Annotated in this window: 28 protein-coding genes; 23 read left to right on the top strand and 5 right to left on the bottom strand. The window is 60.4% G+C overall.

The features are described 5' to 3' along the window. Nucleotides 1-375: 375 nt before the first annotated feature. Nucleotides 376-555 (bottom strand): hypothetical protein, encoded by a 180-nt coding sequence (locus tag M5D89_RS02755; RefSeq protein ID WP_248884235.1) that lies wholly within the window; start codon nt 553-555, stop codon nt 376-378. A 122-nt stretch (nt 556-677) separates the two neighbouring features. Between M5D89_RS02755 and M5D89_RS02750 the strand changes: the two genes are divergently transcribed. Further along, nucleotides 678-1,733, top strand: coding sequence for an IS5 family transposase (locus M5D89_RS02750; RefSeq protein WP_248884234.1), 1,056 nt, complete (start codon nt 678-680; stop codon nt 1,731-1,733). A gap of 122 nt (nt 1,734-1,855) precedes the next feature. Here M5D89_RS02750 and M5D89_RS02745 read toward each other — a convergent pair whose 3' ends face one another. Continuing rightward, nucleotides 1,856-2,314: a hypothetical protein gene (locus tag M5D89_RS02745; RefSeq protein ID WP_248884232.1), complete on the bottom strand. Its 459-nt coding sequence runs from the start codon at nt 2,312-2,314 to the stop codon at nt 1,856-1,858. Further along, nucleotides 2,311-2,610, bottom strand: a complete 300-nt coding sequence (locus tag M5D89_RS02740) for a phospholipase D-like domain-containing protein (protein ID WP_283102942.1) — start codon at nt 2,608-2,610, stop codon at nt 2,311-2,313. Before M5D89_RS02740 ends, M5D89_RS02745 begins: the two co-directional genes overlap by 4 nt. A gap of 182 nt (nt 2,611-2,792) precedes the next feature. Here M5D89_RS02740 and M5D89_RS02735 point away from each other — a divergent pair, with 182 nt between their 5' ends. The 22 genes from M5D89_RS02735 to M5D89_RS02630 all read left to right on the top strand — a co-directional run bounded on the left by M5D89_RS02735 (nt 2,793) and on the right by M5D89_RS02630 (nt 20,408). Continuing rightward, nucleotides 2,793-3,260 (top strand): hypothetical protein, encoded by a 468-nt coding sequence (locus M5D89_RS02735; RefSeq protein WP_248884229.1) that lies wholly within the window; start codon nt 2,793-2,795, stop codon nt 3,258-3,260. Nucleotides 3,261-3,263: 3 nt separating this feature from the next. Beyond that, nucleotides 3,264-4,217 carry a P-type conjugative transfer ATPase TrbB gene (gene trbB / locus M5D89_RS02730; protein WP_248884227.1) on the top strand — a complete coding sequence of 318 codons (954 nt, stop codon included), beginning with the start codon at nt 3,264-3,266 and terminating at the stop codon, nt 4,215-4,217. A gap of 10 nt (nt 4,218-4,227) precedes the next feature. After that, nucleotides 4,228-4,620 (top strand): hypothetical protein, encoded by a 393-nt coding sequence (locus M5D89_RS02725; RefSeq protein WP_248884225.1) that lies wholly within the window; start codon nt 4,228-4,230, stop codon nt 4,618-4,620. Between the two features lie 346 nt (nt 4,621-4,966). Then, the gene (locus M5D89_RS02720; RefSeq protein ID WP_009560729.1) at nt 4,967-5,356 is read left to right on the top strand and encodes a hypothetical protein; all 390 of its coding nucleotides are present in this window, start codon (nt 4,967-4,969) and stop codon (nt 5,354-5,356) included. Between the two features lie 22 nt (nt 5,357-5,378). Next, entirely contained in the window at nt 5,379-5,771 is a 393-nt protein-coding gene (locus M5D89_RS02715) for a VirB3 family type IV secretion system protein (RefSeq protein ID WP_226823500.1), read from the top strand. Further along, a complete protein-coding gene (locus M5D89_RS02710; protein ID WP_248884223.1) occupies nt 5,743-8,253 on the top strand; it encodes a VirB4 family type IV secretion/conjugal transfer ATPase in 2,511 nt (836 codons plus the stop codon). Before M5D89_RS02715 ends, M5D89_RS02710 begins: the two co-directional genes overlap by 29 nt. Nucleotides 8,254-8,327: 74 nt before the next feature. After that, the gene (locus tag M5D89_RS02705; RefSeq protein WP_248884221.1) at nt 8,328-8,654 is read left to right on the top strand and encodes an EexN family lipoprotein; all 327 of its coding nucleotides are present in this window, start codon (nt 8,328-8,330) and stop codon (nt 8,652-8,654) included. An 85-nt stretch (nt 8,655-8,739) separates the two neighbouring features. Beyond that, on the top strand, nt 8,740-9,768 hold the full coding sequence (locus M5D89_RS02700; RefSeq protein ID WP_248884219.1) for a hypothetical protein: 1,029 nt from the start codon (nt 8,740-8,742) through the stop codon (nt 9,766-9,768). Nucleotides 9,769-9,779: 11 nt separating this feature from the next. Then, a complete protein-coding gene (locus M5D89_RS02695) occupies nt 9,780-10,553 on the top strand; it encodes a TrbJ/VirB5 family protein (RefSeq protein ID WP_226823502.1) in 774 nt (257 codons plus the stop codon). Between the two features lies 1 nt (nt 10,554). Beyond that, nucleotides 10,555-12,090, top strand: coding sequence for a P-type conjugative transfer protein TrbL (gene trbL, locus M5D89_RS02690; RefSeq protein WP_248884217.1), 1,536 nt, complete (start codon nt 10,555-10,557; stop codon nt 12,088-12,090). Nucleotides 12,091-12,159: 69 nt separating this feature from the next. Next, nucleotides 12,160-12,411: a hypothetical protein gene (locus M5D89_RS02685; protein ID WP_215874225.1), complete on the top strand. Its 252-nt coding sequence runs from the start codon at nt 12,160-12,162 to the stop codon at nt 12,409-12,411. 163 nt (nt 12,412-12,574) lie between these two features. After that, on the top strand, nt 12,575-12,877 hold the full coding sequence (locus M5D89_RS02680) for a type II toxin-antitoxin system HigB family toxin (RefSeq protein ID WP_248884215.1): 303 nt from the start codon (nt 12,575-12,577) through the stop codon (nt 12,875-12,877). Nucleotides 12,878-12,892: 15 nt separating this feature from the next. Continuing rightward, entirely contained in the window at nt 12,893-13,264 is a 372-nt protein-coding gene (locus tag M5D89_RS02675; RefSeq protein ID WP_248884213.1) for a helix-turn-helix domain-containing protein, read from the top strand. A 199-nt stretch (nt 13,265-13,463) separates the two neighbouring features. After that, a complete protein-coding gene (locus M5D89_RS02670) occupies nt 13,464-14,144 on the top strand; it encodes a VirB8 family type IV secretion system protein (protein WP_248884211.1) in 681 nt (226 codons plus the stop codon). Between the two features lie 12 nt (nt 14,145-14,156). Continuing rightward, on the top strand, nt 14,157-15,245 hold the full coding sequence (locus tag M5D89_RS02665) for a TrbG/VirB9 family P-type conjugative transfer protein (protein WP_248884209.1): 1,089 nt from the start codon (nt 14,157-14,159) through the stop codon (nt 15,243-15,245). A gap of 467 nt (nt 15,246-15,712) precedes the next feature. Continuing rightward, a complete protein-coding gene (locus tag M5D89_RS02660) occupies nt 15,713-16,558 on the top strand; it encodes a TraB/TrbI/VirB10 family type IV secretion system protein (RefSeq protein ID WP_248884207.1) in 846 nt (281 codons plus the stop codon). A gap of 20 nt (nt 16,559-16,578) precedes the next feature. Continuing rightward, a complete protein-coding gene (locus M5D89_RS02655; protein ID WP_226822974.1) occupies nt 16,579-16,833 on the top strand; it encodes a hypothetical protein in 255 nt (84 codons plus the stop codon). Nucleotides 16,834-16,909: 76 nt separating this feature from the next. Then, complete coding sequence (locus M5D89_RS02650) at nt 16,910-17,773, top strand: ParA family protein (RefSeq protein ID WP_215850719.1); 864 nt, start codon at nt 16,910-16,912, stop codon at nt 17,771-17,773. Beyond that, nucleotides 17,770-18,990: a ParB/RepB/Spo0J family partition protein gene (locus M5D89_RS02645; RefSeq protein WP_248884205.1), complete on the top strand. Its 1,221-nt coding sequence runs from the start codon at nt 17,770-17,772 to the stop codon at nt 18,988-18,990. Before M5D89_RS02650 ends, M5D89_RS02645 begins: the two co-directional genes overlap by 4 nt. 307 nt (nt 18,991-19,297) lie before the next feature. Beyond that, on the top strand, nt 19,298-19,615 hold the full coding sequence (locus M5D89_RS02640; protein ID WP_248884204.1) for a hypothetical protein: 318 nt from the start codon (nt 19,298-19,300) through the stop codon (nt 19,613-19,615). A gap of 183 nt (nt 19,616-19,798) precedes the next feature. After that, nucleotides 19,799-20,092 carry a tyrosine-type recombinase/integrase gene (locus M5D89_RS02635; RefSeq protein ID WP_346347726.1) on the top strand — a complete coding sequence of 98 codons (294 nt, stop codon included), beginning with the start codon at nt 19,799-19,801 and terminating at the stop codon, nt 20,090-20,092. Continuing rightward, a complete protein-coding gene (locus M5D89_RS02630; RefSeq protein ID WP_248884202.1) occupies nt 20,067-20,408 on the top strand; it encodes a hypothetical protein in 342 nt (113 codons plus the stop codon). The genes M5D89_RS02635 and M5D89_RS02630 overlap by 26 nt, the downstream gene beginning before the upstream one ends. A gap of 991 nt (nt 20,409-21,399) precedes the next feature. Here M5D89_RS02630 and M5D89_RS02625 read toward each other — a convergent pair. Further along, on the bottom strand, nt 21,400-22,791 hold the full coding sequence (locus M5D89_RS02625) for a TolC family protein (RefSeq protein ID WP_248884201.1): 1,392 nt from the start codon (nt 22,789-22,791) through the stop codon (nt 21,400-21,402). After that, nucleotides 22,788-24,053, bottom strand: coding sequence for an efflux RND transporter periplasmic adaptor subunit (locus tag M5D89_RS02620; RefSeq protein WP_248884199.1), 1,266 nt, complete (start codon nt 24,051-24,053; stop codon nt 22,788-22,790). Before M5D89_RS02620 ends, M5D89_RS02625 begins: the two co-directional genes overlap by 4 nt. Nucleotides 24,054-24,068: the final 15 nt, after the last annotated feature.

Below are 24,068 nucleotides of genomic sequence, written 5' to 3'. Positions count from 1 at the left end.
TTTTATGCTCTGGAGCAAAAATCATCGTGGTTTACTCTAGCAGTTGGAATAATCTGCATCTCTTCTGCGATCTACGGGTTTCTTTCCGAAACGTGGCCATTTGGTATCGTAGAGTCTATCTGGAGTCTAGTGGCTTTTCGGAAAGGGTATTCTGTGTGGAATAATTTTGAGAAATAGAGTGCTCCCAAGTCGATAGTATGGATCTCACGAACGTCCGCTATCGCTGCCTTGGCGCCGTTGGATATTACTCTACGCGTGCTGTCCCTTAATGGGCAACCAGTCCCTGCGTGCTACAGGTATTTTTCCAGCAGGCCCGCAAGTCGAAGCCAATCACTTTTTGCATATAGTCCCATATTACCAGGATAGTCCGCCCTCTCACTCGCAATAAGCATTACCCCCAACCACCACCCGGCCACTTTCCGTCCCACCTCGGCCTACTACCGGCCCGGGGACGACCTGGGCGGACAGCGCCATGACCGGCATAGGCCGCGCCAACGGGACGACATTGGTGTTGATGAAGATCTGTCCCAGACGCACCCTTTTGTGGCCTAGCACAGCGCAATCCTGCCGCGCTTCTTTCCGGTATCGGCGCAGTCCCCGCAGCTCGGCCGCTCTTAGGACGGTGATGAAAAAGTCGGTGGTATACTGGGCAAAATGGTGCAGCGGGGGTTGGAAAGATGCGTGGAGCGAAGGTAGAGACCCAAGGGTTGTTCAGCTACGTTTCCCCGGAGCAACGGGTGCCCCAGGACCATCCGCTGAGAGCGATCCGAGCTATCGTGGATCGCTCCCTGGCGGAGATGGATAGCCACTTCAGCACGATGTACTCGACCTACGGTCGCCCCTCCATTCCCCCGGAGTTTCTCCTGCGGGCGCTACTGCTGCAGGTGTTTTACAGCATCCGCTCGGAACGGCAGCTGATGGAGCAACTCAACTACAACCTGCTGTTCCGTTGGTTTGTCGGTTTGGGAATGGACGACGACGTCTGGGTGCCCACGGTCTTTACTAAGAATCGCGATCGGTTGCTGGATCATGGGACGGTACGGGAATTCTTCCGATCCGTACTGGAACAGGCCCGCGGCCAGAATCTGCTTTCCGAAGAGCATTTCTCCGTCGATGGCACCCTGCTGGAAGCTTGGGCTTCGCAGAAGTCCTTCCGGCCGAAAGATCCCGAGGACCGTGAGGGCGATGGTTCCGATTTCCGCGGCCAGTCGCGCAGTAACGAGACTCACGCCTCGGTGACCGACCCCGATGCCCGGCTCTACAAAAAGGCGCCCGGCGAAGCTTCCCGCTTGGCCTATCTTGGGCATGTGCTCATGGATAATCGGCATGGATTGATTGCCGGAGAGCAGGTCACCACCGCCGACGGTACGGCGGAAGTCGACGCCGCCGTCCAACTCGTGGACGATCTGGGCGGGAACCAGCGCATCACCCTCGGTGCCGACAAGGGCTATGACCGCCACGGCTTCGTCCAGAATCTCCGGGATCGGAATGTGACCCCTCATGTAGCCCGCAAGCGAAAAGGCTCGGCCATCGATGCCCGGACTACTCGCCACCGGGGCTATGCCATGAGCATCCACGTCCGGCGGCGGATAGAATCCATCTTCGGCTGGATGAAGACTGTGGGAGGGATGCGGAAAACCCGATTCCGTGGTTTGGAACGGGTCGGTCTGCACTTTTCCTTGGTCACCGTCGCCTACAACCTGGTCCGCATGGTGCGGTTGGGGGTGGCCTGATGGGAGTACTGCGTCTGGAATCCCAAAATGGCCCCAAAAAGACTGCAACAGCGGGCAAAACAGGCCTGATAGGGCTGCCTATTCGGCAATTTTTGACCAAATCCGATAGCGCCAGGGCGTTTCTACGGATTTTTTCCGCATCCTCTTAGTGCCTTGTGTGCGGCGGCAGGACGCGCTGCATAATGCATCCCGACCAAGTGTAACCGGGATTGCAATGTGCCCAGCAAGGGGAGCAATGCGGCCGGATCCGGACTTTGCAGGACCAGATCTTCCCGTACCAGCCAGAGCGCACCGGCTTGGCCTGTGGCCTGGGTCTGGTATCCGGCGCTGCGCCAGGTAATCCCAGGCACCGATTGCAGCCGTGCTTTTGCCCACGCCACGTCCTGATTGACCATGGAGGCCAGCTTCGCCGGGTTTTTTCCCGATGCCTCTGCCTGCAGATCGGCATGCAGCACCGTCCTTGGCACCCGATAATGCGTCACCACATGAAAATTGACGCTGGTGAGGGCCGGCGGCGGCACTTGCGCCACAGCCAGGCCCGGCAATCCGAGAAGTAGCCACAGAATATGCGCGCGCCTCATGCCGTCCCCGCCACCTTGCGATCCTGTGCAAATTGCGCCGGCAATCTGGAAACATCCGTTGGGTTGGTCAGAATCAAGCCCATCTCGCGGTTCCCCTCAAGTGAAGACGTACTGTAGTTCTCGCTGCCCACAAATGCGTAGCGGCTCGAAATATCCGCCTCGGCATGCATGTATATAGGACGTTTCTTCGTCAGGCGCACCTGGACTCCGTGCTGCTCCAGGAAAGCCACCTCTTCTCTGGGCGGGCACCTGCTGCGCGCTTCCGTTTGTCCCTGAATAATCCAACAGTAGCGCATCACGCCTGATGGCGCTACTTGGGAATCTATTGCCGCCATCGCGGCTAGGGAGAGCTTTGTTGCTCAGATCAATTCTGCTCTGTGTTAAGCCTTACCACTGTCATTGCCCGCCGTCCGCAAGCCCCTGCTTATCCCCTTTTGGTCCGGCTATACCAAAGCGGGACGATGAACAGGAGGGGCCCATGCCCACGGTATTCGGACAAGTAAAGCTCATCGGTCGTTATGCCGACCGTATCGAAAAGGAATCCCGGGAGAAGCGCGTCTCCAGGGCCGCCTTGATCACGGATTATGCGCTTCGCGGCATCGAGGCGGCCAACGCGGCGGGAGACGGCGATCTGCGCGGCTTCGAGCGGCGCATGTCCGCAACGATCCTGGCGCTCAGGGGGGATGTGGAGGCCGTGCAAGCCGAGTTGGATACCCTCACGGCCATGTTCGATATGTTCGTCAAACTCATGCTGCTGCACCTGCCGGAGCCGGTTCTTGATGAGGCGGAGGCCGTCCGGTCCTCTGCGCTGACTCGCTACGAGCGGTTTTTGACGCAAGTGGCTCAGATGGGATTCGACGGGGACCGGCCCCGGGCGTTGCGCCGGATCGCTCGGCTGCTGGAGGAGCGCATCGTTGTTGAAGGCGAGAACCCGACGGAGGAATGACCCATGACGCTGCATTCCATCGACAAGGCCAAGGTCGAGGCCCATGCCCGGTTGATCGAGCAGATGCGCCGGATTCTGGGAGAGACTATCTGCGCGGTTTTCGATGACCCATCCGCCGTTGAAATCATGCTAAACGACGACGGAAGAATCCTCGTGGAGCGGCATGGACACGGGATCACCGAACTGACCCGCATGAGTCCGGCCAAGGCGCTCAACTTCCTGGCCCTCATGGCGTCCTGGCGGGAAACGGTGGTGGACCGGAACCGGGCCATCGTTGAGGGGGCGATGCCCGACGAGTTTCGCCGGGCCCGCTTCGCAGGCTGTATCCCGCCTCTGACGCCCATGCCGACGTTCTCTATCCGCCTGCCCACCACCAGGATCTTCACCCTGGAGGACTATGTGCATGCCGGCATTCTGGCCCCGGATCAGCGGGATTATCTGACCGAAGCCCTGGACACGCGCAAGAACATTTTGGTGAGCGGTGGGACCGGTTCGGGCAAGACCACCCTGCTCAACGCTCTGTCGCATCGGGTCGCCCAGGTCTCCGGGCTCGATCAGCGTGTCGTCATCATCGAGGACACGCGGGAGATAGTCTGCAAGGCACCCAACACCGTCCAGATGCTGACGGACCCGGATGCCAATATCGACATGACCCGGCTCCTGAAGCTGACTTTGCGCTACCGTCCGGACCGCATCTTTGTGGGTGAAGTGCGCGACGGCGCCGCTTTGGCGCTGCTCAAGGCCTGGAACACCGGTCACCCCGGGGGACTGGCCACCCTGCACGCGAATGACCCGGAAGCCGCACTGATCCGTCTGGACCAGCTTTGCCAGGAGGCGGGGGTGCCGTCCCAGAGCGCCTTGATCCGGGAAGCCGTGGACGTGGTGGTTCAGATCCGGCGCGAATCTGCCCACCCGGCAGGCCGGGTGGTTTCCGACATCGTTTGTTTCGATCAGTGAGGATTAGCCCATGTGGTACGCTCTTGCCCCAGAACTCCAGATTCCGGTGGTTCCGGTAATATCGGTCCCGGTGGTGTTGCATCGGAGTCCGCCGGTAAGGCCCAAGCCAAGTGTTTCTTTCTTTTCCGATCCCCCCGCGATCTTTTTCTTTGACGTGCGGCTACCGGCCAGCTATCGCGTCAATGAGCGCGGAGCACTGCGGTATATTGCCCGCAAGCTGCATATCCAATTTCGTTTCACCGGGCCGAACTACGCCATGATCGGGGAGAAAATCCCCTATGGGGAGGCGGTCCCCGCCATCACACTGCTCGAGCGGATTGCCGGCATCTCCTACATCCAAGGCAGCTTTGCCCTGATGGGTGGCCAGGTCCTGGTGGTCCACAACGCGCCGTTGAAGGAATGACGATGCCTAGGGGATACCTTTACCTGCTCCCGGAACTCTTCTTTGGCGCCCCTGGTATCCGCAGATTGGATCCCCATCTGAGAAAGTCGATCCATTTGCAGCTTCTGGGGGAAGGCATCGATCCCCTGCCCAAGAAGCCGCTGTGTCTGAGCCAGCCGTTGCCTAAGTCCTCATCACGCCGCCCCCGCCGCTACAGGGGTGACCGTGCACTCAGCACGACTGGACTACCTATCCCCTTTTGGCCCCGCTATACCGACCTAGGCCGAGGGGCCTGCGGCGTGTCGGGAGTGGTCCCTACCGATGCGTCGAGGTAACGGGACAACCTGCTTGCAAGAGGAATCGCAACATGGAACAGGTAGACGCAATGCCGCAGTACAATCGCCGGCCTTTGAGCCGCAAGGCCAAGCTGGCTCTGGGCGTGGGGCTTACCCTGGCGGGAACCGCGGCCGCTTTGGCGGCCACCGGTGGCCCCTTCGGGGACATCAGCAACTTCGTTCAGCAGAACTTCATGCCCTTCATCGGGTCCGTGGGCGTGGCCGGCGGCGTCGGCTACGGCGCGGTGCACGCCTTCAAGCACGACTACGGCAAGGCCGCCGTCGGTATCGGTACCGCCGCGGGCGGCGGCTTTCTCATCGCCCAGTATGGGTGGTTCGGCCAGCAGGCCGGTATCCAGGCGGCCGTGTTGGGCCAGCACGCCGGCCTGTTGGCGACCCTGGCTCACGGCCTGGGTCTGTAACGGCCCGACCAGAGGAGGAAAGATGGACGGAACACGGCAGGTGCGGCTGTACCAGTCGCTGGTCCGTCCCCATCTGCTGATGGGGGCGGAACGCACGGCGACAATGTACAACGCCGGATTTGCGATGCTGGTGTATTTCTTCACCCTCTCCATCCCGGGCGCTGTCATCGCCGTGCTGCTGTTCATGCTGATTCAGGCGGTGCTGCAACATCTGGCGAAATCCGACGCCCAAATGATCGCGGTGGTCAACCGGTCCAGAAAGTACCAGACCTTCTATGGGAGCGGCGCGACGCTGGAGGCCGGGTACCGGGAGATCCCCAACCCGCACCCCATCCCCGCCACCACCAAACTGCTGTCCTGGATAGCCCGACTGGGAGCCCGAAAAGATGCTGAACGTCAAAGAGTTTCGCAGTAAGGAGCTTGCGCTGCCCGATCTGCTCAACCCCGCCATCCTGGCGGGCGAGATCACGGTACTGGGTAAACCCTGCGCCGTCCTCTTGAACAAGGACGGTTCGTTCCTGTCCGTCATCGGATTTTCCGGGCCAGACCGGGAAAGTCTTTCCCACGCCGGGATCAACCGTATGTCGGCGGTCGTCAATGCCGCCTTGACGCGGCTCGGGTCGGGATGGACCGTGCAGATCTCGGCCACCCGTGTCCCTGCGGACGGATACATCGAAGAAAGCCGGTGCTTCTTCCCCGATCCCGTATCCGCCCTCATCGATCTGGAGCGCCGCTCCCAATTCGAGCAGGAGGGCCTGCACTTTCTCTGCCGCTACACTCTGGCGCTTACCTGGCAGACCCCGCCGGAGTCCGAAGTGTCCGCCGGGCAGATGTTTCTGGAGTCCAAAAAGGACGCGCAGCCAGACACCTTCGACGTGCTCCTGCAGAAATTCGAGGACGCCATTCGCGCCGTCACCGGGATCTTGCAGCAGACCTTTCTGCTATCCCCGCTCGATGCTCGCGGCTTGCTGACCCACTATCACGAGTGCCTGACCGGCAAGGCGCACGGCGTGAATCCCCCGACGATCCCGGGCTATCTGGACGTGCTTCTCGGGCACCACGATTTCATCGCCGGCGTGGAGCCATCCATCGACGGGGAGTTGATCGAGGTGGTCAGTGTGACGGGCTACCCGGACCGCACGAATCCCGTGCTGCTGGAAGATTTGCACGGCCTGCCGTTCCCTCTGCGCTACACCACCCGCTTCATTCTCCAGGATCAGCAGGAGTCCAAGAAGCTGATCGGGAAGTATCGGGAGAAGTGGGCCAGCTCCAAATTCAGCCTGCGGGATTACCTCTCGGCCGCCTTGGACAGGGGTCAGGTCCGGCACGACCGGGCCGATCCCTTCAAGCAGGCCATGGAACAAGAAACCGCGCTGGCCGATGGCGACGTGTCCAGCGGTGCCGTGCGCCTGGGCTATTTCACATTCACCGTCGTGCTACGCGGGAAGGACGCCAAGACGCTGGAGGATCGGGTTCGGATCGTCATGAACCTGCTCGACAACGCCAACTTCGTGGCCAAGCGGGAGACGGTCAATGTGGTGGAGGCCTTCCTGGGCAGCCTGCCGGGCCACACCTGGGAGAACGTGCGCCGCCCGGTGCTGAACAGCATGAACTTCGCGGATGTTTCGCCCAAAACGGCGATCTGGGCGGGAGACCGGGAGTGCCCCAGTCCGCTCATGCGCACGGGGAACCAACCGGCACCGTGCCTCACTTTCGCCAAGACTTCGGGGTCCACGCCTTTTCGCTTCAATCTGCATGTCTCGGATGTTGGGCACAGTCTGATTTTGGGGCCCACCGGTGCTGGTAAGTCCAGTCTGCTGGCGCTGCTCGTGGCCCAGTGGCTGCGCTATCGCAACGCGCGGGTCATCGCCTTCGACAAGGGGCGGTCCCTCTTCGCGCTCACCGAGGCCGTGGGCGCTGCCGCGCCGGGCTTGGCCCAGCACTACGACTTGGGCGGAGAGTACAGCAAGCTGTCTTTTGCCCCGCTGGAGCGGGTGGATAGCCAGGCCGAGCGGGTGTTTGCCGAAGAATGGCTGGAAAGCCTGGCCGTGCTCCAGGGGGTGACGGTGACCTCCGCCGAGCGGGCCGTCATCCACCAGGCCATCGAGGGCTTGGCATCGGAACAGGGACGGTCCATTACCGACGTGGTGTCCCTCTTGCAGGATGCCCGCCTGAAACAGGCGGTGGGCGTGTACCAGGGCACGGGCAAGTACGGGGATCTGTTGGATGCCCGGCACGACGGTCTGGATCTCTCCAGCCGGTTTCTGACCTTCGAGATGGACAGCCTGCCCCAGGGCGATACCGCCAGGGGCATCGTGGTGCCCATCCTGCTGTACCTCTTCCATCGCATCGAAACCATGCTGGATGGCAGCCCCACGCTGATCGTGCTCGACGAGGCCTGGACCCTGCTGGACAACCCGCTGTTCCTGGCCAAAATCCGGGCGTGGCTCAAGGTGCTGCGCAAGAAGAACGCGGCGGTCCTCTTCGCCACGCAGTCTCTGGCGGACCTGATCGGAAGCCCTTTGCTGCCGGTCTTGCAGGAGAGTTGCCCGACCAAGATTTTCCTGCCCAACCGGGAAGCCGGGTCGACCACCTTGCTGCCCATGTATACGGCCTTTGGCCTGCTGGACCGGCAGATCCAGCTTTTGCAGACCGCGACCCCGAAGCAGGATTACTACGTGAGCAGCCCTAATGGGCAGCGGCTGGTGTCTTTTGCCATGGGTCCGGTGACCCTGGCTTTCTGCGCCGTGTCCGATCCTCGCGACGTGAAGCGGGTAGCGGAATTGCGGAACCAGTATGGGCGGACATGGCCCGTGGCCTGGTTGCGGGAACGGCTCCCCGTTCCGGTTCAGGGGAGTTGGATCGGCCTTCTGGAACGCCTGTATCCGGCTTTCTGAGGTTGACGAGACAATCCGCGCCATTGGGTGCGGGCCGGATTTCCCGGCCCATAGAACCGAAGGAGGAAGATTTCATGAAGGTATCGCAGATCGCTGTGGTGGCCGCGTTGTCGGTCCTGGGATTGGCCGGATGTGGGCATGAGCACAAAAAGCCGGCACCAGCAGACCAGACAGCAGTATGCAAGCCGGAGCCCTACGACATGGCAAGCCAATATCACTCGACGGACTATTACCAGCACCATCCCCGCCAGCGAAAGCAGCTGATCCAGGAATGTAACCACGCACCGTGCATTGCGGATGGATCCTCTCCGAACTGTACCAATGCGGATCAGGCACAACAGGATATCGAGTACAAAGCCAGCCCGGACACCCTGAGCACCCTGTCCAAGGCCCTGAACTAGCTGTAAACGCGGCCCAGATAGACTACCTATCCCCGTTTTGCCCCGCTATACCCGGAGGGAATCGTCTTCTCTCTGGGGGTTACTCATGCGAAAAACCCGTTTTACAACCGCTCTCCTGGCCGCTCTGGCCGTGGTATCCATGCCGGCGTCCGCCTTGGCCGATCCGTTGTCCGCCATGCAGGCAGACAGCAGGGCGCTCGGTGCCATGGCGCAGACCTGGGCGCAGGTACAGTCCGCCGCGCAGTCGTATGGGCAACTCGCGCCCTACGCCGCCGCCACCTGGGCCGGTCTCGGCCCGGTGGTCACCAATCCCATGGGCTTTCGTGAGCAATGCCACAACACCCGATGGGATCAGGTCACCCAATATCTGGTGACCGGCGCGCTCAATATCGGCGGTGACGGTGAGGCGGAAGCCTACGCCATACAGGCCGTCGCCGCTGATTTCCCGGAACAGTTGTCGGATTACCTAGTGCAGCTGGTGCAGTCCGGCAACCCCCGGGAAGAGGCTCTGGCGAACCAGATCATGGCCCAGAAAGGGCCTCTGTTGGCGTCTCTGAACGATCTGTCCACGCTGTTGAATACCACGGCAACGCAACTGAGCAACGCCATCGGACCCAACAGCAGTTTGCAGCCTTTGCCCATTACGCAGTGGGAGGCTGGGATTGGAGACGCCCCGAATCTGGCCCGGGCGCAGTATGTGGCCGGGCCAAACGATGGAGCGCCCATCGGCTGGTTTGATGGCATAGCCCCGGATTCCCAGATCACCCGCCTGGTGGATATCTGCCCTACGGGCACGGGCAGTTTGCCGACCCTGCCGCTGAAAGCGCCAATCATGCGGGCGGTGCAACAAGCCATAAGCGACGAGCCGTCCCTGGCCCAGGTGGCGCAACCCATGGAAAACGGAAGCACGTGGTCTGCCCCCAGCCCGTATGGTTTCGGCGGCGGGACCGCCAACCCGGCCCGGGAAGATCTCGTGGCCGCCCTGGCGACGGACGAGACCGGTATCGCCGGCTACATGGCCCCGATCACCGCGCCCCTGGAACAGTATGACCAGGAGGTCCAGCAGATCATGCAGATCATGCAGATCATCCGATCTGGCGGAACGGAAAACTAAGGAGGTCCATCATGAAAAAGCAGAGCATTCGCCGTGTCTTCCTCGCAATCCTGATGGCATTGCCGCCGGTCCCGGCTCTGGCAGGCGGCGCGGTCACCGGGGGAGCCACCCTGCCCGAACAGATCGTGCAGGAAGCCACACTCATCCAGTCAAAAATTTCCGGTGCGGAGCGGCTGGTAGAGCAGATCCAGCAGTACGAAAACATGGTCCAGAACATGGTCACCCTCCCGCAGAGCCTGGTGAACCGGATTCTGCAGCCCATCGATCAGATCTACGGCATGGCCGCGCAGGCCCAGCAGCTGGGCACCAACGCCATGAACATCGCCAACCAGTTCCAGAACATCAATGCGAGCTTCAACCCGCAGCTCACGGACGAATATACCCAAAAATACGAGAGCATCACGACCGGGCTCAACAACGCGCTGAATACGGCGATCCAGGCCGCGAACCTGAACCCGGACGCCTTCGCTACCCAGGCGCAGGCGGAGCAGGCCATCAGTCAGGCCTTGCAGAACCCGCAAAGCCGCAATGCCCTGCTGCAGGGGGCCGTGGAAGCCGGGCAGGCCACAGTATCGGCACTGACCCAGATGCAGCAGACCGCCAATACGGAAGCATCGGCCGAAATGGAATGGCGGAAAAACCAGCTGGCCTACCAGACCAGCCAGGTTGCCGCGAACCAGGAGGCCACTCAGGCCTTGTATGGCAATGGCACCAACCCGCAGCCTGCGGTGAGCGCTTCGGGCGGCACACTGAACACCCTGGCCCAGACTCTGGGAGGGGATTGAAATGCACAGACGACCTTGGCCCCTGGCAGGGCGCAAAGCCCTCGCACCCTGGGTATTACTGGCGCTGCTCCTCCTCGCCGCGCCGGACGCCTTCGCGGGCACGTCTGGGGCCAGCGGCATTACCAATACGTTTATCAGCGCCACAACGGGGTGGTACGGTTCCCTGAAAAGCGTTGCCGAAGGAATTTTCTATACGCTATTCGGCGTGGACTTCGTCTACTTGGTGGCCCAATGGCTCATCGGCGGAAAGGACGTACACGAAGTGTTCACGTCCTTCATCAAGAAACTCATCACCATTGGGGTGTTTTTTACCATCCTGCTCAACGGGCATGAGCTGATTGGCTGGGTCATCTATGGGTTCAAGGCATCCGGTGTCGCCGCCGCCGGGCAGCCGCATACGAGCCTCGACTGGATACTCGGAACCGGCGGCAAGATTTTCACGGCTTGTGTCCAGGGGCCGGTGCAGAGCGGTACGGGCGGAGCCATCAAGTATGTCTGGGATCTGGTCTCTTCCGGCGGGAAAACCCTGATCTCCACCATCCTGGGTGCGTTTGTCGGGATGGTCGTCGGGATCATCGCTATTCTGGCCCTGATCTATCTGGCGCTGGAGTATCTGGCCATCCAGTTGGAGGCCGCCCTGGTGGCGTCCGTGGGCATCATCATGATGGGCTTTGCGGGTAGCCGCTGGACCGTGCAGCACACGGAAGGGTACCTCAAGTACGCGCTGTCCGTGGGCATCCGGTTCATGGTCCTCGTGATCTGGATTGCCTTCATCGAGAACCATTCTTCGTCCATCATTACCAATCTGCTGAACGGCGTGAAACAATCTGGCGGGACCAATATCGGGACCACGCTTTCGGCTTATGCCAATGTGCTCATTTTTGTGTTGCTGATTGCCTGGATGGCGAAGAAGCTGCCCGGCATCGCGGCCAGCGTCCTGACGGGCGGGTCCACAATGTCCGGTGGTGAGTTGATCTCCAGTGGTGTGGCGGCCGCCGCGCTCGGAGCCGCGGCCCTGGCTACGGGCGGTGCCGCTTTGGGCGCCGCCGGAGCGGGCGCGGGCACTGGGGTTTTGACGGGCGCGGAAGCCGCAGCCGCTGGGATTGGCGAAGCGGGTGCGCTGTCCGGTGCAGCCGGTGGTGCTGCGGGGGCTGGTGGAACGGCCTTGGGCGCCGGTGAGGCGGGCTCGCTATCCGGTGCGGCGGATGCCGGTATGGCGAACGCCGTACAGGCCCCGCCACCACCACCGGAACCGTCTGGGCTTCCCGAAAACACGGTGCTGCCGCCTAAGCTGGATTCCCTGCAGAACGCGGGACCTTCCGGTGTGGCGGAGACCAGGCGAGCGGCACCCGCTGCGGAGCGGAGCGGTGCCACTGGCGAAGGGCAGGACAAGCCTATGTCGCTGGCGGAGAGAATGATGAAACAGCATAAAAACCTTACCGCCATACATGGTGTTGCAGAAAAAATCCTGTCGCCCGGAGAGGAGAGCAAAGTGGGTGTACAAGCGAATGGGTTCGGCTTGAAGCACAGCGAGTAGCGGCGACGAGACAATCCGCGCTATAGGCAAGAAGCGGTGGGGTTGAGTCTGATGAATGGAGGTGGGGCCGTGAAGCTCAAGATATTCATTTTCTGGATACTGGCGATGGCGTTTTCGCCAATCACGCTGGCAATTCCCTTTATCGGGACGGATTTGGTGTACCTTACCGTGATCGGCCCGGTTGTGATGGGCGCTCTGTACTTCATGCTCGTGCCCCACAAGGCAGATTTTAGTGGTCTTGCATTCAAAGGATACAGTGCTAGCGACATGGCCCGCGCACGCAGCGAGGGCTACCATCAGGGCCGTAACAGTAACCTCTGACCGCTGAAGCGATCTCTGCAGTTTAGAAGGCCCCGCCAACGCGCGGGGCTTGTTCTTTCCGGGTATCCCATAACATGGAGCCGGACCCCCGGCGGAAACACCAGCCATCACCGAAGAATGGCCCAGGCTGCGATGGTCCCATAATGGGACTACCCTGAACGGTATGCGAGTGATAGCTGTCTCCACGCTGCGAGCTTTTTGGGAGATCTGCCCCGATGCCGAGCAGCCCTTGAAAGCATGGTTCGACGAGGCCAGGAACGCCAGCTGGACGCAGCCGTCTGACATCATGGCGCAGTACAGGAGTACCAGCATTCTGAAGAATCGCCGCGTCGTCTTTAACATCAAAGGCAATGACTACCGGCTGGTTGTTTCGGTTGCCTTCCGACTGCAGATCGTCTGCGTGAAGTTTGTGGGCACGCATCAGGAATACGACAAAATCGACGCGGAACGCATTGAGTTGGCTTGAGGTCAGGAGGACAAAATGGATATTCACCCTACTCACACCGAGGCAGATTACCGGGCGACCCTCACGGAGATATTGGCTTTGATGGACTCCGACCCGGAGGCGGGTACTCCGGAATGGGATCGCCTGGATATCCTGTCCACGCTCGTGGTCGCCTATGAAGCTAGGCATTTTCCCGTGGGAATGCCGGATCCGATCGAGGCCATCAAGTTTCGGATGGAGCAAATCGGCCTGTCTGTCAAGGATCTGGAGCCAATCATCGGCAAGCGTAAACGGATTTACGAGATCCTGAATCGCAAGCGCCCATTAACCCTGCCCATGATCCGTAGGCTGCACCGCGTCCTTGGTATTCCGGCTGAGGTCCTGATCGCGGGCGATAATACCGTGTAGAAGCAAATTGGGTGGGGTGTTCGTCATCCTTTGACGCCCTTTTCTCGTCGGCTTATCCACAGATAGAACCTAGCGGATCAGTCCCCAGAACCCATGCCGGCTGTAGCCCCTGCCAGGCGCAATCCCCTGCCTATCCCCTTTTTGGCTGGCTATACCAGAGCAGGAAACGGGTTTTGGCTTTTGGAAAAGGGAGCCCTTTATGGCAGAGCAGAAAGAAGTCGCCGAACACTACCTGGTGGCGCGGCGGGAGTGGCTGGAACGGTACGGCGACTACATCGCCCAGGCGAAGAACTGGCGAATGGCTGCACTCGGATCTATCGGTATTGCCGCCCTGTTCGGGGCGGGCATGGTGTACGAGGCCAGCCGGGTGCATGTCGTGCCCTATGTCGTCGAAGTCAACCATCTGGGGCAGGCCGTGCATCTCGCCCAGGAAGTGCAGGCGGGCACCTACGATCTGCCCGTCGTGCGCCACGTCATCGCCCATTGGGTGCGGGACGTGCGGGAACGGCTACCCGTGGTGGCCGCCGAGAAGCAGATTTATCAGTCCACTTACCACATCGTGGGCAATAAGGAGAGCCAGCAGCTCACTGCGTACTTCCAGCGGCACAACCCGTACTCCAACTTCACCAACAACGAGGGCGGACGGACCGTGGAGATCACGTCGGTCCTGCCCGTAGGCACGCCCAAGGCCAAGGGCGGAACGATGCAAGTGCAGTGGATCGAGACGCAGTACGGAGCCGGCGGGTCCATCACGTGGCAAAAGGACTACGAGGGGACCGTCACCTACCGCATCCAGCCGCCCTCTGATAATCCCGCGGTCCTCAAAGTGGATCCCTTCGGCATCTATCTCACGTCCTTCACCTGGAATCTGGTTCCCTGAAAGGAGATCGTCATGCGTTCATACATGCTTCGTGCGGCGGTGGCCGCGGCCACTTTTGGAATTGGCGGGGTAGCGATTGCCGGTGTCGTCACCGGCGGTCCGGCCTCTCCGGATCCAGGCGGGATTCCGGGCAAGGTGCCGCCCATGGCTTCCTATACGGTACCCGCCGTGCGGCAACCCAACGCCCAGGCCACGGGGACGGATGGATCCGCCATGCCGACCCAGGAGACCTCCACGGAAATCTGGGAAAAAGCCATCGCCACGCCGCCGCAGGGCCGCATCTCGGAGCGGTCCAGGAAAGCCGCGGAAAAGGCTTTGGTCGCCGCCTACGAGGCGGGCAAGACGCAGAACCTTCCGCCCATTGCCGGGACCAACGGCGAGGTTCTGTACGCCTACGGGCAGTCCTTGCCGACCCTGGTGACCGCACCCCTGCATACGTCGGTCATCGTCTTTCGCTCCGGTATGACGGGTCCCAAGGCGGTCGGATTGTCGCCGGCCTACTGGCAGGTGGAGGCCCTCATGGCTGGCCAGCAACCGGAACTAGCGGTCACGCCCCGGTTTGCGGGCCTGCACGCCAATCTGGTGGTGACGGGTACGTCGCCCTCCGGCAAGGCCATGAACTACGTCATCGAGGTGACCAGCGACAAGACGCGCTACACACCCATGATCGGCTTCTACTACCCGGACGCCATAGTCCGTACCTGGAAGCAGGATGCCGCAGCCAAGGCGGCCTTCGCGCAGAAGGTCTCGCGTCAGACCGTGGCGGTCCTGCCAACCATCGATGCCGCCAACCTGGACTTCCACTGGAAAATCCATTGCGCTGGTGGTGGCTGGTTCTCCGATAGAGATTGCCGGTCCATCGAGCCCTTGCGGGTCTTCGACGACGGCAAGCAGACCTTCATCCAGTTCCGGCCGGGTCAGGGCAGCCACGGCGGCATACCATCCGTGCTGGCGGAAAACGCGGCTGGACAGAACGCCATCGTCAACACCACGTTCCGGGACGGTTACTACATCGTGGACGGAGTGCCGCACAAAATCCTGCTTCTGGCTGGCAAGGGCAGCAGCGGCAAGGTGGTCCGGCTCACCCACGAGCGCAACTAAGGAGGGGACCCGTGGCAGACCATCGGATACCCCTGGGCGAAGGCCCGGGAAAGGTCAAGGGATCCCTGATCCCGGACAAACGGAGCCTGGGCGCTCACCTGAGATCCAAAAAGATCGTGGCCGCAACCGTGCTGGCACTGGTGGCCGCAGGTGGAGGAGGATTGCTTGCCATAGACAAGCTCCATGGTTTTGGAGCCGGGCCTTCCGCGGCGCAGGAGAAGCCACACAAGGCCCCGGATATGCGGGCGCTACCCAAATCGAAGCCTGACGTGACTGCTCCGGTAAACAGTACAGCGACCGCCGCGACGGCGAGCGCCCGGTCGCAGGCTCAGGCGTACGTGGCGTCCCCGGCGACGGCTCCCGGAAACAGCCAACCCAGTCCGCAGGAGACTGCCTTTATGGAGGCCCTGAGTGGGCAGGGAGGGCCGGGGGGATCCGGAACGTCCTGGGGAGGGAACCCCACCGGCATGGTGGCTGCGGCCGCCGCGTCGGCAGCCGCCTCGCCCTTGCCGGATGCGAACCCGGAAGGTGCACTGACCCTGGCAAAGTCCATTGCGCTCATGACGGGCAAGAACCAGGCGCAGGGCGGGGTGTACAGCTCCCACCTGGACCGGCGTGAGGTCAGCCCCTGGGAGCTGCTCCAGGGCGCCGTGATACCCGCCATCCTGGAGACGGGCATCAAGTCCGATCTTGCCGGCGAGGTCACGGCGGTCGTGGCCCATCCCGTCTACAACAGTCTGAACGCGGCCTACGTGCTGATCCCCGCGGGCAGTCGCCTGATCGGCTATTACCGGTCCGGGGCGGTCATGGGCCAGACCCGCGTAGGCGTGGAGTGGACTCGTATCGAGTTCCCCAACGGCACCTACATTCGGCTATCCAACATGCCGGGCACGTCGCCGCGCGGCTATGCGGGCTTCAAGGACCTGGTGAACAACCACACCTGGGAGATCTTCAAGAACGCCCTGCTTCTGTCCCTGATCGACGTGGGTATGGCCGAGGCGAGCCCGACCAGCACCTCCACCAATACGACGGGCGTTACGGCGAACGAAGCCTTGCAGAATGGGGAGCAGGCCCTCGCCCAGACCTTCGGCCAGGCGGAGGCCCAGTTGTTCCAGAAATACATCAATATCGCGCCGACCCTCACCATCCGGCCGGGATACGCTTTCAACGTGGTGGTGACGAAGGATCTGGTGTTCCCGGGACCGTATCGGCACGGAGTGAATCTGGTGGGGACCAGGTCGGTGGCGATGACGCCCCAGGCTCCTGACCAACCTTCCGAAGCCAATCCTTATACGCAAGGAGGTGGCGGGTGAAGTCCCGGATCATCCCCCGGTTGCGGCGAGATCTCATCGCCCCGCAATACCAAGACGATGCCAACGCCCGGGCGGTGCGGGTGAGCCAGGAACTGGTGCGGCTTTCGGTGGTGGAGTTGCGCAGCATGGGTCTGCGCCGGGCCAGTCGCCCCGTGCCGGAACCGCCCTACGAACCCTTCGCCATCGCGCTCACCCCGGAGGCTTCGGCCAAGGTCGCGCAGCTGCCGGACAGCGTGAGCGTCTCGGCCATCGTGCAGGAGATTCTGCGGCGGTGACGAGATCATCTGCGCTAGCGATACAGGGCGCAACGGGCGCTGGCTATACCGGTCTGGATCACTACAGGAGATTGTCATGGAACCGAAGTGCGTTGTCTTTGCGAACCAGAAGGGCGGCGTGGGCAAGACCACGCTTGCCGTACATATGGCCATCCATGCCCACAACATGGGCTTTCGGACCTTGCTGGTCGATCTGGACCAGCAGGGAAGCAGCACCTTCTTGTTGACCGGAGACGCGGATCGCCACCAGACCGAAGCGGGGACCGCGTTAGATCTCTGGTATCCGAATCGTAAGGTGCCCGTACAGGTGTCCCCCATCTTCGGGTTCGACTTCCTCCAGGCGTCGGCGGCTCTGGATGCCGTGGACGATGATCTGGATCCCGCCATACGGGCCTTGCGCCGGCTGCTCGTCGTGGACAGCGGTCAGGGCCCGTATCACGTGGTCGTCGTCGATTGTCCCCCCGCACCCGGGGTACGGCAGATGGCGCCGTTGATGGTGGCAGACCGGTTGGTCGTGCCGGTCACTCCGGATGCCCTGGGCACACAAGGTCTGGCGTCCATGATCCAGCTTGGCCTGACGCAGGTGCGCCCGGTCAACCCGAAGCTGGAACTCCGGGTGCTGATCAACCGGCTCAAGGCCAACTCCCCCAAGAACCGGGCTATCGCGCAAAACCTGCACGATCAGCTCCCGGAGTTTGTCCTGCCGGACGATCTGTACGAACGCGAAGATGTGCGTACTGGCCTTCGACTCGGGAAGCCCTATTGGGAAGTGTGCCGCGATGCCGGGCAGCAGGACGCTTGGTACCAGACCTTCGACGGTTTGTTGGAGGGCGTCGAAGGAGACGAGGCGCAAACCCAAGGGGTAGAAGTCGATGCCCCGGACAACGCGGATGAAATACTGGCGCAACAGGAAGCCCGCCGTGGCGAGGTGATGTCGTGAAAGAATCGTTATTGAAAGGTATCAATCTGGATGCCGCCCGTGCGGCTCTGCAAGCCGCTCCGGACGGGAGTAACACCAATCTGGTGGCTCTGTATCTGTCCCTGGACAACATCGAGCCCGACCCCAACCAGCCCCGCCGCGGTCTGGAGGCCGGAGAGGGCGGCCAGAGTCTGGAGGAACTGGCGGACAGCATCCTGCAACACGGGGTGCTCCAGCCCATTACGGTGGAGGCCAATGGGCAGGGAAAGTATCGGATCGTGGCCGGAGAGCGGCGCTGGCGTGCCGCGATGATCGCCCGGGACCGGGGGGAGCCCTGCGCCCGAAAGGATTACGATCTCCAGCGCATCCCCGCCGTCATCACCCACTCGGAGAATCCGGCGGATCGCCTGGAGATGCAGCTGGTGGAGAATCTGGCCCGTGCCGATATGCGGGATACGGACATAGCCGTCGCCCTGCAATCCCTCCTGGGTACCTTGCAGATCAGTAAGGCGGAATTGGCGCGGCGTATCGGACGCGACAGATCCTGGGTGTCCCGGATACTCGCCAAGGCCGATCCCGCCGCGTCCGAACTGGCAATCCAGGTAGGGGTATCCCTGGAGGACCTGGGAATACTGGAATTGCAACGCCTGCTGTCCTGGCAGGGGGACCCGGAAAAAAGCCATTGGATCGATGCCGTGGCCGAAGCCATCCAGGAGGGTGCGCCCTTCAGCCGTGCGCTTCTGAATGCGATAGAGCAAAGGGAACAGCGCCCGGGGCCCAACCCTGCCACCCTCACCGGCAATACGGCCGTCGCGGTTCCTCTACCTGCAGGCGATACAGCGGTTCCGCCGCCGGGCATGGCAGACGTTCCACCAATGGCGGATTCGCAGAGCCATACCGCACCGGGAAACGGCGAAGAAAAGATCTGGGATAAAGACGGTGACAGCACGGAGCATCCCGCGATGGTGGCAGCTTCCCGGTATGGCAGTTCCGCCGCCGAAGGCGATGATGCGGGAGATCCGCAAAGCGAGGACTCTCACGACGGCCGGGTCGATGCTGATGGCACACCGGAACGGCAGGCCCCTGCGGTTCGCAACACGGTCCGGGTGTCCATTCCGCTGCTCCTGGTGGAGCGGCTGTTTGAACGGGCGGGCATGGGCGGCACGGATCCTGTTGAGGAAGATGTTCTCGCTGCCCTGGAATTGCTATTGGAGTACCCCGGGACCGACCCGGCGTGACGTTGGTTTTATGGCACAATGCATTTCGATTGACACAGGGATTGGTGGGTGCCCGAGGGCACAGAATTGTGCCAAATGGCACGGATGAATGGGTTAAAGCGGTGGCAGATTGGCGCTTAATGGGTTGATTTTGCGATTGTGGCTTTGAATTTGCGCCGTCTAAATCGCACTGAAAATCCTCGTGTCGGTGGTTCGATTCCGCCCCTGGGCACCATATAAATCAGGTTGTTAATAAATATCTCTTGACAATCCTCCAGTCATTCGGTACCGATTCGGTACAGTACCGGTACGGTCACGAGGAATAGTCATGCCTACTATCGTCAAAACCCCTTCAGGCACCTGGAAGGCCATGGTGCGCAAACAAGGCTGGCCGACGACGATCAAGACCTTTCGCACCAAGCGCGATGCCGAAGACTGGGCACGCCAGATGGAAGACGAAATGGTCCGCGGGGTTTTCATCCGTCGTACTCCGACCCAGAAGCTGACCCTTGCCGCTGCACTGGATCGGTATTTGCGAGAGGTTACCCCCAGCAAAAAGGAAGGCGGCTCACAGCGCCGGGACCACACCAGCGCCAAGGTATTGCGCACCGCACTGGGCACGTATTCTCTCGTTGCGGGTAGGTGACGTGGATTTGGTGCGGCGTACAGCAATCTTTCGGGATACCAAAAACAACGACACCCGTATGATTCCCCTGACCCAGCGTGCAACGGACATTCTGCGCGAGGCGATCGAAACCTATCCGCGTGACGGTACCAGTTTTGTCTTTCCGGGAGAGCCGGGGAGGGATGGGCAGCGTGGCCGTACACCATCGACAAGATCTGGCAGGACGTGCTGGAAGAAGTGGGTATCAAGGGCCGCTTGCGCTACCATGATTTGCGCCACGAGGCCACCAGCACCCTGGTGGAGATGGGACTCTCCGATGCCAAGGTCCGTCAGATTACTGGGCATAAGAGTGCGCAGATGCTCTATCGCTACGCGCATTTGCGCAGTGAAGATCTGGTCGCCGAGCTGGATGCCGCAAAGCTCATGCAGTTGAATATACGTTGTGCGTTATTTTCAGTATGGAGGTGTTGTAATGGTTCACGTCACTCTTCAGAATGACACAGTCCTTTTTGAGGTGATGGGCCTTCATAAGCTTTGGTCTCTCAAGAGCCGTTTGGAGATTCCGCTATCTGAGATCATTTCTGTTCACAAATACTCTGCTGCCGCTCATGATTCAAAGGGATGGCGTGTCGCTGGCACCTATATTCCCGACTTGATTACCGCAGGCACCTACTATTGCGACGGAAAACGAAGCTTTTGGGATTCGTGCAACGGCGATAATGCAATTTTTGTTACGCTTACTAATAACCGTTACAACCAACTTATTGTCGAGGTGGAGGATCCGGATGTGGTCATCCATAGCCTTGATGGCTAGTATCCTTTCATCGTCCAACCCGGCATTCCACCCGGCCCCCTACAGTAGGCTTCGCCCACGCCGTGGTCGACGGAATTTGAACGGCTGGCTGTACCATTTGGTTTATTCTTTCCCACTTTAAAACAGAGAGTAATTTCATGAAAAACTTCAGAATATTTTATTTTGGTACTGGGGTCTTGCTATCTCTGGTGTCGATTTATTTCATTGGGTTTTCTTTCTTGGATATTATTCCGGCATTGCTCGGCCTGTTCCTTTACTCAACGTTAAGTATTGCTTTCTCCAAGCCTGAAGACCACAGGATAGAAGATATGAAAAAACGTTTGGTAATATTTCTGGCGATTTCATTTTCAATCCTAATTCCGCAGCAACATAGAGAAATTGAGTTTATTATATTTATTGCTATTATTTCATTAGGATCATCATATTTCTATTTAAAATTCAAACAGAAATTGAAATTCCGACATTAGTAGGCTCCACAATGTGCGTGGTAGGGGGCGAATTCGGTGGGTGGACACTGCTGGAAGCTAGGGCGTCCCAAAAATCCTTTCAGTCCAAAGAACCGCAGGACCGGACGGAGATAGATCGAGCCGGATCTGCTGATCGGGAAGTAAAGCGACGATCTCTCCTGGCGAAACGAGCAGATTGACGTCAAGGAGAATCGGCTTCCCTGAATAGCTGAATTATATTTCATTGAACAAAGCGTTCCCCCACACTTCGCGCAGCCATGTTGAACCATATTTTACCCCCCGCAGGAACAGCGATATGGGCCAGTTCACGGACAACAAGATGCTCTGCCGCCAACGCGCTGGTGGGCACTGTAAGCCATGCGATGCCAAGCAAGGCCACTAAATACCGGCGTTGGGTAGATTTGATGCATTGTATCGATCTGAGTGCTACCAACCTTGTCATCGGATATCTCCTGTTCCTATGGTTTCGTGGTGTGTCGATTGCACTGATTGCGGTGGAAGAAATTCTCCTCTGCCAGTAAGGCTTATTCAGTGCGTGGTAGAGACGGTGTTGAGGTAGTCAATAAGCGCGATACGTGGTGCAGAACGGTGGGAGATAGGACGCCTGCGGCCGCTGAGAGGGTTGCGTAGCTATCCAGCAGATCAGCATTCGCCTGGTTAAGCTCGTTGCGCACCTGCAGGGCATTCTGTCGATCGATGATGGCATTGTTTTCCGACACCAGACCGGCGCGAACGCCATCATCTGCTGCCTTACTGGCCCGGTCAGCCACACGCAAGGCATGGCGGTACAGCTGCGCACGATGGCGGGCCGACTGGTAGCTGGCGAAGGTGGCGCGCAGAGATTGCTCTACAGACCGCCGCTCTGCCTGCAGGCTGGCAAAGGCCTGTTCCTGCCGATATTGTGCCTGCGAAAGCTGTGCTTGCTGGCTCCCACCAGAGAAAATGGACCAAGTCAACTGTAAGCCTACGCTGTTACTGTTACTGCGGTAGGGATTGGAGTAGCTGCCGCTCTGATTACCGATCTCGTAGTACAGTGGACCATTCTCGGATTGCCATTGATGCAGGAGCACCAGGGAGAGTTGAGGCAAAAATCCGCCCCAAGCGGCGGATGTCTGCTTTTGACGGGCGTGCAGATCTGCTGTTGCAGCCGCCAGGATCGGGCTGTGTATCCGCGCCAAACGTAACCAGTAGGCCAGAGAGTGGATGGGTAATGCCAAGCGCTGCGGTAAACGTGGCACGTGCAGGCTGGGCACGATGCCCGTGAACTGTTGCAGGGTTGCATCGGCAGCATGGAGCACTGCCGAGCTTTGCGCCAAGCCCGCCTGATTGCTGAGTAGCGCGACCTGGGTTTCCTCGGCACCCAAAATACCGGTTTTTCCTGACTGATAGAGCGCCTTGGCGGTAAACGCCGAGTGTGTGAAGCCACGCTGCGCCATTCGGGTATTGTGCAGATTGGCAGCCGCTACCAACCAGTGGACATAGGCCTGAATGGCAGCGCTCTCCAGATCTTGAAACGACTGCTGATACTGCGCTGCTGCCGCCGCCACCTGATCACCACTCGCCCGATAGTCCTGCAAGGCCGCCCAGTTGAACACCGCCTGACTGATCTGTACCTGCCAACTCTTGCTGCGATACGGTGCCTGAATGCGGGCCAGCGGCCCCGTGCTGTATTCTCGCTCGGTCTCGTCGTTGGTCGCCCATTGCAGGGCAGCATCGGCCTGTACCTGTGGTAAGAGCGCGGCGAGGGCCAAGGGCTGTGCCTGGGACGCACCCTGCAAACGATCCCGATAGAAGCGAAGCTGAGGATCGTGGTCCTGTACAGCTTGCCAGAATTGCCATAACGTACTGGCGGAGGCCATGCTACACCCGAACGCAGACAGGAGAATGGCACTCCCCGCAATTCGCCAATACTTCATGTGCGCACCCGCATAGATTTACCCCAACCCTCCGTGTTAGAGAGCACGATCTGCTCTCCTGGGCGAAGGCCTGACAGTACCTGAATGCTGGATGACGAGGCCGCTCCAACACGAATTTCACGCCGTAACGCGCGGTCACCCTGGGCGGAAAGCACATAGACATTGGTCACGCTGTTGGGCTCCACCCCCACCGGACGAGAGACATAGAGGGTATGGGGAATGCTGCGGGCACGGATGACTCCGGTAACCGCCAAGTCGGGCCGGACTCCTTTGGGGAGTGTACCCAACAATTCCACGGTAACCGGCACAGATCCATGCACCACGTTGGGCGAGACCCGGGACACCCGTCCGGCGATCACCTGGGCATTGGCGCCAGGAACCAGGATCTGCACGGGTAGCTGGCGGGAGATTTCCTCTGCATCGCCTGGCGATACGGCCAACATCGCTTCGAGGCTCTGCTGGTTGGCAATTCGCGCTATGGCCGTTCCCGGTGCGATCTGTTGTCCGGCATGTACGGACACGTCCTGCACGATGCCTGTCATCGGTGCAGTGGGGCGCAGTGCTTTCATATCGGCCATTACTGCCGCGAGGCTTGCCTGTTGGGAAGCAATGACGGCCTGTTGCCCTTGAGCCTGTGCGGCAATATTCTGCTGAAAGACCGCAACCCGTTCCTGAAGCACCCGTACCTGCCGAGTAGTATCGGTGGCATGGAGCTGATCCGTTTCGTAGCGCAGGCGGGAGATGACGTGTTCCTTCATGAGGCTCGAATCTGCCTCGAGTTCCATCTTGGCGCTGGTTGCCGCCGAACGGGCGGAGGCCAATGTACTTTTCAGGGAGTAGAGCTGATCTTCCAGTTGCGATGCATTGGCTATCGCGCTGGCCCGAGCTTGCGCCAGTGCCGACTGCGCCTGAATGAGCCGGGTGTGCAAAGTCGGGTCTTGCAGGCGCAGCAGGGGGGACTGGGGATGAACCTCACTGCCCGGGTGTACAAGGAGGCTTTCGATGGTGCCCCCGACCCGGCTGGTGATCCAACGCTCATCCCGCGCTTTCAGATCGCCCGGCGCGCGAATTCGGACCACGAACTTACCTTGTTGGACCGTGCCCAGCAGGAGATTGTTGCGAGAGACGGACGGACCGTTGGGAATGAACCACCAGAGCAATGCAAAGCTGAGAATAGCCAGCACGAAGAACAGCAGAATCAAGAGCCAGCGCCGATTTTTTCGGCGCTGAATCTCCTTTTGTGGTATTGCAATATCAGGCATGCAAACGCTCCGGGA

Source organism: Acidithiobacillus acidisediminis, assembly GCF_023277115.1.
GTDB lineage: Bacteria > Pseudomonadota > Gammaproteobacteria > Acidithiobacillales > Acidithiobacillaceae > Igneacidithiobacillus > Igneacidithiobacillus acidisediminis.
This window is presented reverse-complemented; position numbering and strand designations above follow the sequence as displayed.

Bases quoted from the DNA above. Each gene is read 5' to 3' on its own strand.
- M5D89_RS02750 (WP_248884234.1), top strand. From the start codon at position 678: ATGCGTGGAGCGAAGGTAGAGACCCAAGGGTTGTTCAGCTACGTTTCC.
- M5D89_RS02745 (WP_248884232.1), bottom strand. From the start codon at position 2,314: ATGAGGCGCGCGCATATTCTGTGGCTACTTCTCGGATTGCCGGGCCTG.
- M5D89_RS02740 (WP_283102942.1), bottom strand. From the start codon at position 2,610: ATGCGCTACTGTTGGATTATTCAGGGACAAACGGAAGCGCGCAGCAGG.
- M5D89_RS02735 (WP_248884229.1), top strand. From the start codon at position 2,793: ATGCCCACGGTATTCGGACAAGTAAAGCTCATCGGTCGTTATGCCGAC.
- trbB (WP_248884227.1), top strand. From the start codon at position 3,264: ATGACGCTGCATTCCATCGACAAGGCCAAGGTCGAGGCCCATGCCCGG.
- M5D89_RS02725 (WP_248884225.1), top strand. From the start codon at position 4,228: ATGTGGTACGCTCTTGCCCCAGAACTCCAGATTCCGGTGGTTCCGGTA.
- M5D89_RS02720 (WP_009560729.1), top strand. From the start codon at position 4,967: ATGGAACAGGTAGACGCAATGCCGCAGTACAATCGCCGGCCTTTGAGC.
- M5D89_RS02715 (WP_226823500.1), top strand. From the start codon at position 5,379: ATGGACGGAACACGGCAGGTGCGGCTGTACCAGTCGCTGGTCCGTCCC.
- M5D89_RS02710 (WP_248884223.1), top strand. From the start codon at position 5,743: ATGCTGAACGTCAAAGAGTTTCGCAGTAAGGAGCTTGCGCTGCCCGAT.
- M5D89_RS02705 (WP_248884221.1), top strand. From the start codon at position 8,328: ATGAAGGTATCGCAGATCGCTGTGGTGGCCGCGTTGTCGGTCCTGGGA.
- M5D89_RS02700 (WP_248884219.1), top strand. From the start codon at position 8,740: ATGCGAAAAACCCGTTTTACAACCGCTCTCCTGGCCGCTCTGGCCGTG.
- M5D89_RS02695 (WP_226823502.1), top strand. From the start codon at position 9,780: ATGAAAAAGCAGAGCATTCGCCGTGTCTTCCTCGCAATCCTGATGGCA.
- trbL (WP_248884217.1), top strand. From the start codon at position 10,555: ATGCACAGACGACCTTGGCCCCTGGCAGGGCGCAAAGCCCTCGCACCC.
- M5D89_RS02680 (WP_248884215.1), top strand. From the start codon at position 12,575: ATGCGAGTGATAGCTGTCTCCACGCTGCGAGCTTTTTGGGAGATCTGC.
- M5D89_RS02675 (WP_248884213.1), top strand. From the start codon at position 12,893: ATGGATATTCACCCTACTCACACCGAGGCAGATTACCGGGCGACCCTC.
- M5D89_RS02670 (WP_248884211.1), top strand. From the start codon at position 13,464: ATGGCAGAGCAGAAAGAAGTCGCCGAACACTACCTGGTGGCGCGGCGG.
- M5D89_RS02665 (WP_248884209.1), top strand. From the start codon at position 14,157: ATGCGTTCATACATGCTTCGTGCGGCGGTGGCCGCGGCCACTTTTGGA.
- M5D89_RS02660 (WP_248884207.1), top strand. From the start codon at position 15,713: ATGGTGGCTGCGGCCGCCGCGTCGGCAGCCGCCTCGCCCTTGCCGGAT.
- M5D89_RS02650 (WP_215850719.1), top strand. From the start codon at position 16,910: ATGGAACCGAAGTGCGTTGTCTTTGCGAACCAGAAGGGCGGCGTGGGC.
- M5D89_RS02640 (WP_248884204.1), top strand. From the start codon at position 19,298: ATGCCTACTATCGTCAAAACCCCTTCAGGCACCTGGAAGGCCATGGTG.
- M5D89_RS02630 (WP_248884202.1), top strand. From the start codon at position 20,067: ATGGTTCACGTCACTCTTCAGAATGACACAGTCCTTTTTGAGGTGATG.
- M5D89_RS02625 (WP_248884201.1), bottom strand. From the start codon at position 22,791: ATGAAGTATTGGCGAATTGCGGGGAGTGCCATTCTCCTGTCTGCGTTC.
- M5D89_RS02620 (WP_248884199.1), bottom strand. From the start codon at position 24,053: ATGCCTGATATTGCAATACCACAAAAGGAGATTCAGCGCCGAAAAAAT.